The sequence below is a fragment of the Geminocystis sp. CENA526 genome (genome assembly GCF_050753365.1).
Classification (GTDB): domain Bacteria; phylum Cyanobacteriota; class Cyanobacteriia; order Cyanobacteriales; family Cyanobacteriaceae; genus Geminocystis.
Genome location: NZ_JBLZFY010000112.1, coordinates 1 through 12407, shown reverse-complemented (window position 1 = coordinate 12407; position 12407 = coordinate 1). Strand labels below are relative to the sequence as shown.

Below are 12407 nucleotides of genomic sequence, written 5' to 3'. Positions count from 1 at the left end.
TTCTTAATTCTTAATTCTTAATTCTTAATTCTTAATTCTTAATTTCTCATTGCTGACTCGCTTTGATAGTCCAGAAAGGAAAATTCTGACTAGGATTAATCTTGACTCCCGTAATGTCATTTTGGGCAAAAGCATAGTCTTTATTTTGCCACAAAGGAACGTAAGGCACTTCTTCTTTCATAATAGTTTGGATTTGTGTAAAAGCATTTGCCCTTGTTTCAAGGTTAGTTTCTTCCCGTTGTGTGTCGATTAATTCATTCATCTTTGTACTATAGAAAAATGAGCCTTGAGTTTGCGCGCCTCCTTCAATACATCCTTGAGTTTCGTTACCATTGGTACATTGTAAAAAGGGTTGAATATAGTTATCAGCATCCAAAAAATCGGGATACCAGTCACCCAAAAAGCTAGGATAAATTCCCTTACCTAAGTTACTAAACGCCGTGGCACTTTCTACGGCACTAGGTACAAATTGGATTATACCTTCTAATTGTTGATCGGCGATGGCTTTTAATGTACTTGCTACACCGCTTCGAGTTTTGGAGGCGGAAGGATACCAAACTTCGACAACGGCAGGGTTACTAGCTGAAAAACCGGCTTTTGTTAATAATTCCTTTGCTTGAGTAATGTTTTCATCAGGATTTGTGCTTTGAAAAACTGGTTGCGATACCTCGAATACATCAGGGATTAAACTATAAAGAGGCTCTGATTGTCCTTGTAATACTCTTTCTATGATTAGGTTTCGATCGAGCAAAAGTGCGATGGCTTGTCGTACTTCAACTTGATCTAAAGGTTTCTGATTACGATTCAACACCATATAACTAATAACAGTACCAGAACCTTGAACCATTTGGAATTTTCCAGCGTTAGCATCTGCCACTAAGGTTGTTATTTGTTCGGGGGCAAAAGTTTGATAAGCTACCTTGATAGCGCCTGTTAAAAAGCTATTGTAAAGGTTAGCAGAATTTCCCGCATAAATCTGTAAATCGATACCCTCATTAACGGGTTTTTCACCCCAATAGTCGGGAAATACCTCCAAAGTCACCGAATCACTATTAAAAGCTGTCAGCTTATAGCGTCCTGTACCTATAAATTCATTGGGTTTAAATTGCCCTTCGCCAATGGTATAGGTTTGAGGAGACACCGCACAAGCACCGGGGAAAGCTAGTAAAGCAGAAAATGCCGCAAAGGGTTTTTGTAGAGTAATGGTTAACTCATATTCTCCTGTAGCGGTGACATCTTGAATGGTATCTCTTAGTAAAAAAGATGGTTTTCCTGCATTTTGCATAAACCTATCTAAAGAAAATTTCATGGCTTCGGCGTTAAAAGGCGCATCATCATGAAACTTGACTCCCTGTCTTAAGGGGATAGTATAAGTTAACCCGTCATCACTAATTTTGGGCATTTCTGTTGCCAATAATGGCACTAATTCTGTTGTACCTAATTGATAAGTATAAAGACTTTCACCCAAATTATAAATTAAATTTAATCCTGCTAACTCATAACTGTCGGCTGGATCTAATGTTCTAGCTCTCAATGTAGTTCCGATCGTAATTCTACCATTATTATCAGTGGTAGTGGTGCTAACTTGCTCTGAGGGATTGCCATTACAGGCAACAATTAGACTAAAACAAATTAACGATATTCCAAGATACTTGAAAACTTTAATGATTTTTTTGATCATGAATGACTATCTGGGAGTTTTCCCAAAAGATAAAATGCTAGTTTATTTTAAGCTAAAACCTTTATTTTTCATTATTTAACCTAACACCTGACACCTGAAACCTAACACCCATCGCCATCAAAAGACTTTTTCAGCACCCTCTATGTCGCAATATGAATTTGTGATCCTCCTTCTGTCTTATATACCTCGATTCTGGTTTGAAATGCCTCTTTGAATTGGGGCATATGGGTTACGGTTAATATACAAGCAAAATCATCGGCGATGGCATTCAAGGAAGCAATAAGACGATCGCACCCTTCGCTATCTTGAGTGCCGAAACCTTCATCAATGATGAGAAATTGTAAGGGAGTGCCAGATTTTTGGGCTAAAATGCGAGATATTGCTAAACGAATGGCGAAATTGATGCGAAATGCCTCACCGCCTGAATATGTTTCGTACGATCGAGAGCCTTGGGTATCGGCTATGATAATATCGAGGGTATCTTTTAAAGATGATGATTTACTGCGAGTTGCCTTCGGTTTTTGGGTGATAAATTGAACGTGTAACTGGTTAGCTGTTAAACGGGATAAAAGATGATTTGTTTCACTTTCTAATTCAGGTAAAATATTTTCAATCATCAGCGACTGAATACCGTTTTTGCCAAAAGCCATACCTAATTCGGTATAAACTCTATAGTTTTTCTGGCATTCTTCTAAGGTTTTCTCTAATTTGGCTCGATCGTTTTCTCGATCTTTTAAAGTAGTTAAAGATTGCTCTAAACCGCCTTTTTTTCTAAATAAATCATCGATATTTTTGCGGTATTGTTCCCATTCTTGCTCTAAAGTTTGCAACTGTGAACTATAATCTGTTAAAGATGATAACTGTTGTTCAATGGTTTTTAACTCCGTTTCAGTGGTTAATTTTTCCTGTTGATAACTGACTAAATTAGCGGTTAATTGAGTCAATTTTTGCTCTAATAAAGGATGTTGTTTTTTTCCTTCTTCTAACTGCAAATATTGAATTTCATAGGATTGTAATGATTGTAAATTGTGTCTAATATTTTGGTGATATTGACTGTCATAATTAATCTCTTTAATTTGGGTTTCAATGTCATTAATTTCTATTTGTATAGGAGAATTTTCCGTTAATTGTTGTAACTGAGTTTCTAAATCCTTAATCTTATTTTCCAATTCGGGTTTTCTTTTCAATAACTTATTTAAGTCATTTTGAGCATCTTTTATCTTCAAATATTGATACTCTACTTTGCGTAAATTAGATTCTTCTTGTCTCAATAAAGCATGATCTTTTTCGTTATAATTAAAAGATTCGATCGAGAGTTGAATTTCTGAAAGTTTTTCTTTAATTTCTGGGGCATAATTATCATTAGTTAACAATGCGGTTAACTTTGCTTTTTCTTCTTGAATTGCGTCATATTGATTATAAATATCTTCCACAGTATCTAACTGATTTTCTAGTTTAAGGTAACTCTGTTTTAACAGGTTTTCTGTGGCTAATTCATGATTTAATTGTCCATATTCTAACCTGAGTTTTTCTAACTCTCTTTCACAGTTTCTTTTCTCGGTTTCATATTGCCAAGATTCAGATTCTAACTGCTTTTCTTCTTCTTTAGTTTTCGTAATTACATGGTTTAAATGATTGTCGTCTAACTCTCGATCGCACAAAGGACATACAGCATGATCTTGATTGAGAATATCAAGTTTTTGATGTAATTTTTCGATCTGTTTTTCGAGACTTTTTTGATTGTTAAGATATTGTTGAATTAAACTCTTTTGATTTTCTCCTTTTTCTTGGACTCTTTTTTGATAATTTTTCTTATTTTCTAACTCTTGAAGTTGTTTTTCTAGGGTAAAAAATTCTTGTCTTTTATTCGGTACTTCTGCTAATTTAGCTTGTAAATTAGTTTCCTCTTGCTCTAATTTTTCTAATTTAATTTGTAATGTCGTCAATTCCCTTTCTAACTGACTTTTTAAACTTTGTTCTTGTTGAATATAAGGTACAATATCTTTTTGAATTTGATCTAATTGTTTCAGTCTTTCTCGACAATTATTTAATGTTTCTAAATCTGTGGTTAAATCTCCAGCTTTATTAATAGTTTTCTCTAATTCTTCCTGTTGTTTAATTAAGTTTTCAAGGTTAGTTTTTTCTTTTTGAATACCTAAAATTAAGTTATTGCTTTCTTCCCTTAATTTCTGCTCTAGTTTTTGTTTTCTACTCAATAAATTTTGATAAGTCTGAAATCGATCGTTCAACTGTTGATCTTCACTTCTTAAACTATTTAATTCTTGATATTTTTGGTTAATAACTTCTTCTTGATTTAAGATTATTTCTAGTTTATTAATTTCTTCATTGACAGTCTTTTTTTCAGTTTCTAAACTGTCTATTCTCTGAATAATACTATCTAATTGAGTTTTTAATCTCTCAGCTCGATCGAACGCCGATGCCCGTTGACTGTGGAGAAAGTTAATTTCTTTCAGTTTTTCAGCTTTTTCTTCCTCTTTTTGTTGCAAAAATTTTAAATCTTTTTCAGTGTTTTCTAACTCTAAAAATACAGCTTGTTTTTCTTCTAATTGACTTAAAATATCTTCTAAATTTTTTGCTAGTTCTTCACTTCTAATTTTATATTCTTTAGCATAGTTTTTTGCAGATTCTGCTAATTTTTCATATTGATCTAACTTTAATAAATCAGCTAAAATCTTCTTTCTTTCCGATGGTTTACGCAACATAAATTCATCGGCTCTACCCTGTCTTAAATAAGCTGAATTAATAAAGGTATCATAGTCAACTTTCAGAAAATTTAAAATGTTATCTTGAGTGTCTTTTAAGCCTTTCCCTGAGAGAGATTTGTAACCCTTACTATTAACTACCTGAAAGTCTAAAGTACCTCCTCCTTTGCGTTGTCGAGTGCGAATAATTCGATAATATTGCTCATCATAAATAAACTCAAAATCAACCCTTGTATTTTTCTCTCCTAAATGGATAATATCTTCATCACTAGCCGTGCGAGTTTTACCCCAAATTGCCCAAGTAATTGCTTCTAAAAGAGATGATTTTCCTGCACCATTTGCACCGCAAATACACGCAGTATGTAGTCCATTAAAGTCTAAACTTGTCGATCGATAACTGAGGAAATTTTTGAGAATTAATTTTCTAGGAATCATGATAAGAAGTAAGAAGTAAGAAGTAAGAAGTAAGAAGTAAGAAGTAAGAAGTAAGAAGCAAGAAGTAAGAAGTAAGAAGTAAGAAGCAAGAAGCAAGGAATAGTTAAGTTTAACTCTTTGTCATTGCGAGGTACGAAGCAATCTCAATCAACCTTGATTTTTTTGCAAAAATGCTTAAATAATCGGTAATTATAAACAATCCCTTTTATTTTTAGAGAGATTTTGAGATATAATCACTAATTCGATATAAGTATAACATAATTAACTATGAGTTCCATTTCCCTTCAAGTACCAGCTACTACCGCTAATTTGGGTTCGGGTTTCGACTGTATCGGTACGGCTTTGAGTCTTTATAATGAGTTTGAGTTTTCCCTCAGTGATAAAACTACTTTAACCGTTACTGGTGATGGTGCGCAACAAATCACTTTGAGTGAAGACAATTTACTCTATAAGTCTTTTCTTTATTATTATCAAAAAATAGGTGTAAATGCCCCAAATGTGGACATCAAAATTAAGATTAATGTACCCCTTGCCAGAGGTTTGGGAAGTTCGGCTACGGCGATCGTAGCTGGTTTGTTATCCGCTAATTACTTCTCTGCTCAACCCCAACCCCAAGAGAAATTAATGGCAATGGCGATCGAACTGGAAGGACATCCCGATAATGTTGTACCCTGTTTTTTAGGGAATTGTATCTTATCTGTAGGTGAAAAAGATAATTGGCAATTTGTTTCGATCGAATCTCACCCTGACATAAAATTTATTGTCGGTATTCCCGATTTTGAACTCTCCACCGAATCAGCAAGAGCAGTATTACCGAAACAATTAAGCTACCATGACGCAGTATATAATATAGCTCATTTAGGATTACTGATCAAAGCCTTAGAAACGGGTAACGAAAGATGGTTAAAGGAAGCCTTAAAAGATAAATTACATCAACCCTACCGCAAAAATTTAATCAAAGGTTACGATGACATCCATCAAGCCGTTATGGACAATGGCGGTTATGGTATGGTAATTAGTGGAGCTGGTCCTACTTTATTGGCTTTGTGTAACGATCGTCAAGCCGAAAATGTCATTACTGCTATGAAAAATACATGGTTAGCCTTGGGAGTTAATGCTGATGTGCGTTGTTTAGCCATCGACACCCAAGGAGCGAAAATAAGTCAAAAATAAGTTTTGTGCCATGACTCACTTCGCAATAAATTGACGAAGCTAATCGCTAAAATCTGCTAAAGCGATTTCAAAATTATTCTTGAAAATGATAAAATATAATTCAATCGCTTTTACATTAGTCGCTTTAGCTGACTTGTGCTGTTAGCCATGAAATTTATTTCTTGGCGGGTTATGATACACTACCTAAAGTTATCGTTTATCCACAAATCGCTGATTTTGTAAAATTTGATGTAACAAAGCCTCACAAGGGTTGAATAGTATTCAACCCCTACGAACCAATTATTAACGGTTAACTGCCTAATCCTCTCACCGCATAATGTTGCTCAGGCACGGGATAACCAGCCTCCCCAAAGGTTTCTTTGATTACCTTATTAGTATCAAAATATACTTGCCAGTAGTTATCATTACTACAGTAAGGACGTACCGCTAAAACAGGACCAGCAAAGTTAAATTCTAAGATTTCTACGGTGGGTTGAGGTTCATCAATTACATTAGGAATTTGCGTCAATTTTCCTTTCAGTAGTTCGATCGCCTCTTGAGGGTTAACAGTATGATTTAATTGTGCTACTAAATCAACCCTACGGTAAGGATTAGCGGAAAAGTTTTGAATATTGTCAGAGAAAATTTTGTTATTAGCAACAATGGTTTTAACGTTATCAGGAGTGTTGATAGTCGTGACAAATAAACCAATTTCTTCCACTGTACCAGTAACACCTCCAGCATTGATAAAATCACCCACAGCAAAAGGTGTAAACAATACAAGGAAAACCCCCGCCGCAAAGTTGGCTAACAGTCCTCCCCAAGCCGCACCAATAGCGATACCTGCCGCCGCTAATAATGCCGCAAAAGATGTGGTTTCAACGCCAAAATAACCAAGAATCGCCACAATTAAGATGATTTTGAGGGCAACCACAAGGAAGTTTGTTAAGTAGGCAATTAGAGTTATATCGACATCCTGTCTTTTTAATAGTCGAGAAAGTAATTTAATCCCTTTATTGATTAACCATTGTCCCACAATCCATAGTACGATCGCACCGACTAACTTAACCCCAAAGTTAGCGATTTGTTCTTTGATGGTAACTAAAAATACATTTACCCTCTCTATAGGTATTTCATCAATGGGTAATTGAGACAAAAAGAAGTTTGTTAACATAACGTTTCTGAAAAATTAAGATTAAACAGAAGTAATTATACATCTATACAAATTAAATGGAAAATAAAATTATTCTGGAATTTATTACTCTATAATTAAAAAATAAAAATACTTTATTTACAAAAAGTTATTATTCTTAAAAAAGCTACATAAATTAGAATTAATAAAAAATGTAAAAAAAATGTTCTTTATTTTAAAAGTAAGATTATATTTAAAGTAGAAGAAAAGATAAAAGTTAAAGTAAGATTTTAAATTAAATAATCAACAATTCTTAACAAAGATTTTCTTGACTTCAATATTTTAGAGTAGTACAAAAAAACTAAAATATTATCAAAAACTAAAACTTAATTATAAGGAGAAAAAATATGTCCACTGGCATTAGTAAAGGTTTAAAAATTAGATATTGGATTGGCATTGGTTATGCTGTTCCCGTTTTCTTCTCAATTTTAGCCCCAATTTTGGTAATCAATAATCTTAATAACACAAAAAACGCCATTGCACAAGTAGATCAAGTTGCTTTAGTATTTCAAGAGTTAACTCAAACAATCGAAGGACTTCAAGGAAGTTCCCGTACAATACGAGGTTCTTTACTAGGAAGAACAGAAAGTATCAGAGAGTATCAACAAGTCAGAGCCCTTACCAATGATAGTCTCAAAACAGTAAAAGACCTGCTCGAAAATCCAGACCAAATAAGAAGGATAGAATCTATCCAATCTGATTATAGTAAATATGCAGAAATTAATGACAGAATTATCGAGACGATTCAAACCCAAGGATTAGAAGCAGGAATCGCCTATTGGAATAGTGCAGGGGGCAATGACTTAGTTACTAATATTTTTGACACTTTAGCGGAATTTGAAAAAGAAGAAAAAGTTATTTTTGAGCGCTATGGAGAACAACAAGATAGTAGTATCGCTTCTCTACAAATGGCGGTTTTACTTACCAGTGGAGCAATTATTGCCGCATCTATTCTTTTTGGATTTATCATTTACTTTAATATCACCCGTCGTCTAAACGATGCTACCACTCAAATCGCTACATCTAGCACTGAAATTGCCGCTACGATCGAACAACAGGATCGTACCACAAGCCAACAAGCCGCATCCGTGAACGAAACCACGACTACAATGGATGAATTAGGGGCTTCTTCTCGTCAATCCTCCGAACAAGCGGAATCAGCCGCCAATGCCGCCCGTGAAGCCTTACAGTTAGCGGAAAATGGAGATCAAGCGGTACAACAAACCCTCTCGGAAATGAACGATCTTAAACTGAAAGTAGGTGCGATCGCCGAGCAAATTATGCAGTTAAGCGAACAAACGAACCAAATCGGTAGTATTTCCCAGTTAGTGAGTGACATTGCTAATCGTACTAATATGTTAGCCCTTAATGCTGCGGTGGAAGCCGTAAGAGCAGGAGAACATGGCAAAGGCTTTGCTGTAGTAGCCGCTGAAATTCGTAAATTAGCAGATCAAAGTAAGCAATCTGCGGAAAAAATCAATGGTTTAGTATCGCAAATTCAAAATTCCATTAACACAACGGTTATGGTAACGGATGAAGGTACAAAAACAGTGGATTCAGGTATGAAAATCGCTCAAAATACTGCCCTTGCTTTTGCCGGTGTAAAAGAATCCGTTAATAATGTGGTGATGAATAACCAACAAATTGCCCTCAATATTCGCCAACAATCCACCGCCTTTGAACAAGTTTTAACAGCGATGAATGCTATTAACCAAGGTGCAAGGGAAACCTCCGCAGGGATTACTCAAACCCGTATCGGTACACAAAAATTAAACGAAGTTACCCAAGAATTAAAAGAGCTTGTTTAATCATCTGTCATTGCGAGGAAACGAAGCAATCTCATTAATTTTAATTTGGGTTCGATCGAGTAACACTACCCTATTCGATCGAAGATACACCAATTTCCTTCTGAAATTTCATAATCCACCGTGTAATAAATTACACGGCTAATAGGTTTCCGTTCAATAAATTGAACTATTTGAATTATGGATAATTCTCCCTTATTAATTATTCACTATTCATTATTAATTATTAATTATTAATTATTCATTATGAAAGAGCATCCTTATCTAACCTTTACCCTCCATGAGTCGATATACGGTATTGACACTTTTGCGGTAGAGGAAATCTTCTTTTTACCAGAGTTAACCCCCATTCCCGAAGCGCCAAGAGATATTATCGGCGTGGTTAACGTGCGCGGTGAAATTTTGCCTGTCATGGATATTAATATTCGTTTTGGTTATCAAGGGGATGAATATAAAATTTCTGATAGCGTCATTGTGCTTAAATCGGGAGATTTACGAGTCGGCATCATTGTTAATAATGTCCAAGATGTGAAAAATATTGAGGAAGATTCCATCAGTGCCGAAATTTCGATCGGACGTGACTCTATAGTTAATCAACGGCGTAAATTTATCGCTGGTATAGCGCGTAAAGATGAACACATTATTGTTATCCTCGACTCTGATAATTTAATTCACTATATTGAAAAACAGAATATAGATGAAACTTCCAGCGAACTTACCTTAGATAACCTTCCCGAAGATAATCAATCTTTAGAGAAAAAACGCTTATTTTGCCCTAATGCTACCCCCGAAGAAAGGGAGATTTTCCGTCAACGTGCCGAAAGTTTACGTCAGACAACAGAAACCGAAGAAAGAGACGGTTATAAACCCCTTGCCGTTGTCGCTTTAGATGATGAATTTTTCGGTATGGATTTGAGCATTGTTAAGGAATTTACCGATATTACTCAATTAACGCCTATTCCTTGTTGTCCTCATCATATCATCGGCAATATGAACCTACGGGGTGAAATTTTAACCCTAGTGGATATTCGCAATTTGCTGAATCTTTCTCAAAAAGATATGGGCAATAAATCTCAGGCGATCGTGGTGCAAGTGGATGATATAGTAGCAGGTATCAAAGTCGAAGACGTAGTGGATGTCATGTTTTTGAATCCTCAAGATGTATCATCAGTTCCCACGGCACTACATTCTCTTAATGATGAATATTTGCAAGGTACAGCCCCTTATGGAGATAAAATGATGACTATTCTCGATCTTCCTAAGATTTTATTAAGTAGCTTTTTAGTAGTGGACGAAGCCGTTTAAAGCAAGAATAAGCTAAGACGCATTTAACTTGCATTTTTCTCTAATAGTTAAAAATACTGATAACTATTGACTGATATTAACTTTGCCCCTTGCGTCTGCCTCGATGCCTTTTGCCTCTCTTTATCAGTAAACTTGGATACGTTCTAGCTTACCCGTTTCCACTGTAATTGTTTATCTTCTTCATACCAACGAATGAAATTCGCAGGATAACCCACTTGTAAACAGGGTAAACCCATCGCTTTACGGGGGGCGGTTGTCACCAGTTCGATCGATTGTTCTATAGTAGTTATGTTCCATTTAAACAAATTTTGAGCGCCTACAAACAAGGGTAAAGTCGTACCCGATAATGTGCCGTCTGGTAATTTTGCTGTACCGTTTCTAACTTCAATACTTCGATCATCCCAAGGGTAAACCCCATCATTCAATCCGATGGGGGATAAGGCATCGCTAACTAAAAAAATACCTTCGTGATAGTTACTGGCTTTGAGAATGAGGTTGAGCATGGTAGGATCAACGTGATTACCGTCTGCAATTAAGCCACAGTAAACATGGGGGTTAATAATGGCTTCCCCTAATAATCCGGGGTGACGGTGATGTAAATTAGGCATGGCGTTAAAAGCATGAGTTACCATGGATGCACCTTGACTGAAAGCCTTTTTTGCTTGGGATGCGGTTGCCTGAGAATGTCCTAAACTAACTATAATTTCGATCGATCTTAAATAGGGAATAACGGTGTCAGATTCTTCCAATTCTGGTGCAAGGGTAATAATTTTGACGAGGTGACTATAATCCCCTAAAACTAACTTAACATTATCTAAAGTTAAAGGTAATAAATATTGTTCTGGATGAGCTCCTTTTTTATCATAATTTAAAAATGGTCCTTCTAAATGTACCCCCAAAATTTCGGCTCGATCGAGTTTTTTTGGTAACTGAATAAACTCATTAATTACCTTCAAAGATTGATGAATTTTCTCTACCGAAGTAGTAACAATAGTGGGTAAAAATTGATCTACTCCTTGTTGCCATAAATAAGCACAAATATCATCTAATTTTCCTAAATCATCCATAGTTAAATCAGGAAAAGCTAACCCTAAACCACCATTTATTTGTAAATCCACACCCCCTAAAGAAAGCCAATCTCCCTGTAAATCTAAATCTCCTTTTGAGCTTAAAATACTATCTTCAATACTCTTAATTAAACCCCGTTCGATCGAGATAGTTTGTAAATTCTTATAACCAATTAATCGGGCATTAGTAATAACTTTTATGGTGTCTTGTAAAATCATATAAAGAGAGTAATAAGTAATAAGTAATAAGTAATAAGTAAATGAGTAATAAAAGCAAAAGGCAAGAGTCATAAGGAATGTAGGGGTTTAATATATTAAACCCAACCCCACCAGAAAACTATAATTATTTCTTCTCCCTCTCTCTTCTACCTGTCCACCTGTCCACCTGTCCACCTGTCTCCTAGTCTTCATTCTTAATTCCCTACTAATTTTTCTCATAAGTCAGAAACAGAATGCTATATAATGAAAATTGTTGACCTGCTGAGATATTCAAGAGGGATAAATCAATGATCGAGATGAAGGTAGCGGCTATTGCTTTAGATGCGGTAACTCGTAGCCCCATAGTATTACTAAAAGATGCAACAGAACGCCGTGCCTTACCCATATATATAGGACAAGATCAAGCTAGATCAATTATAGGGGCATTGGAGCAACAAGCAACCCCAAGACCTCTTACCCATGATTTAATGATAAATGTATTTCACATTTGGAATATAAAATTAGAAAAAGTAATCATTAGCACTCTACAAGATAATACTTTTTATGCTCTTTTGTGTACGAAAATGGGAAAAAAAGAGAAAAATATTGACTGTCGCCCTAGTGATGCCATTGCCCTTGCCATTAGGGCAGGTTGTCCTATTTGGGTAATGGAAGAAGTAGTTTTAGATGCTTCTATCCCGATCGATCGACAAGCAGACGAGGAGGAAAGGGAGGCGTTTAAGGATTTTGTCGCTAATCTAAGCCCCGAAGATTTGATTCGTCGCACTCGACAAGAAGAATGAGGAATTAAGAATTAAGAATTAAGAATTAAGAATTAAGAATTAAGAA

8 protein-coding genes are annotated in these 12407 nt (G+C 35.4%); 4 read left to right on the top strand and 4 right to left on the bottom strand.

The genetic code is table 11. The features are described 5' to 3' along the window. Positions 1-46: 46 nt before the first annotated feature. Together ACN4EE_RS19620 and sbcC are read right to left on the bottom strand one after the other, a co-directional pair. A complete protein-coding gene (locus ACN4EE_RS19620) occupies positions 47-1681 on the bottom strand; it encodes an ABC transporter substrate-binding protein (RefSeq protein ID WP_431708182.1) in 1635 nt (544 codons plus the stop codon). A gap of 140 nt (positions 1682-1821) precedes the next feature. Next, entirely contained in the window at positions 1822-4839 is a 3018-nt protein-coding gene (sbcC, locus tag ACN4EE_RS19615) for an exonuclease subunit SbcC (RefSeq protein ID WP_431708181.1), read from the bottom strand. 267 nt (positions 4840-5106) lie between these two features. Between sbcC and thrB the strand changes: the two genes are divergently transcribed. Continuing rightward, entirely contained in the window at positions 5107-6012 is a 906-nt protein-coding gene (thrB, locus tag ACN4EE_RS19610) for a homoserine kinase (RefSeq protein WP_431708180.1), read from the top strand. Between the two features lie 289 nt (positions 6013-6301). On the opposite strand, the gene ACN4EE_RS19605 is transcribed toward thrB, so the two are convergent. Beyond that, positions 6302-7165: a mechanosensitive ion channel family protein gene (locus tag ACN4EE_RS19605; RefSeq protein ID WP_431708179.1), complete on the bottom strand. Its 864-nt coding sequence runs from the start codon at positions 7163-7165 to the stop codon at positions 6302-6304. Positions 7166-7530: 365 nt separating this feature from the next. On the opposite strand from ACN4EE_RS19605, the gene ACN4EE_RS19600 reads away from it, so the two are divergent. Then, a complete protein-coding gene (locus ACN4EE_RS19600) occupies positions 7531-8991 on the top strand; it encodes a HAMP domain-containing methyl-accepting chemotaxis protein (protein ID WP_431708178.1) in 1461 nt (486 codons plus the stop codon). 243 nt (positions 8992-9234) lie between these two features. Next, entirely contained in the window at positions 9235-10293 is a 1059-nt protein-coding gene (locus ACN4EE_RS19595) for a chemotaxis protein CheW (RefSeq protein ID WP_431708177.1), read from the top strand. 143 nt (positions 10294-10436) lie between these two features. Here ACN4EE_RS19595 and nagA read toward each other — a convergent pair whose 3' ends face one another. Continuing rightward, complete coding sequence (nagA, locus tag ACN4EE_RS19590; RefSeq protein WP_431708183.1) at positions 10437-11561, bottom strand: N-acetylglucosamine-6-phosphate deacetylase; 1125 nt, start codon at positions 11559-11561, stop codon at positions 10437-10439. 305 nt (positions 11562-11866) lie between these two features. Here nagA and ACN4EE_RS19585 point away from each other — a divergent pair, with 305 nt between their 5' ends. Next, the gene (locus tag ACN4EE_RS19585; protein ID WP_431708176.1) at positions 11867-12361 is read left to right on the top strand and encodes a bifunctional nuclease family protein; all 495 of its coding nucleotides are present in this window, start codon (positions 11867-11869) and stop codon (positions 12359-12361) included. Positions 12362-12407: the final 46 nt, after the last annotated feature.

Excerpts from the sequence above, each read along its gene's own strand:
- ACN4EE_RS19620 (WP_431708182.1), bottom strand. The coding sequence starts at position 1,681 with ATGATCAAAAAAATCATTAAAGTTTTCAAGTATCTTGGAATATCGTTA.
- sbcC (WP_431708181.1), bottom strand. The coding sequence starts at position 4,839 with ATGATTCCTAGAAAATTAATTCTCAAAAATTTCCTCAGTTATCGATCG.
- thrB (WP_431708180.1), top strand. The coding sequence starts at position 5,107 with ATGAGTTCCATTTCCCTTCAAGTACCAGCTACTACCGCTAATTTGGGT.
- ACN4EE_RS19605 (WP_431708179.1), bottom strand. The coding sequence starts at position 7,165 with ATGTTAACAAACTTCTTTTTGTCTCAATTACCCATTGATGAAATACCT.
- ACN4EE_RS19600 (WP_431708178.1), top strand. The coding sequence starts at position 7,531 with ATGTCCACTGGCATTAGTAAAGGTTTAAAAATTAGATATTGGATTGGC.
- ACN4EE_RS19595 (WP_431708177.1), top strand. The coding sequence starts at position 9,235 with ATGAAAGAGCATCCTTATCTAACCTTTACCCTCCATGAGTCGATATAC.
- ACN4EE_RS19585 (WP_431708176.1), top strand. The coding sequence starts at position 11,867 with ATGATCGAGATGAAGGTAGCGGCTATTGCTTTAGATGCGGTAACTCGT.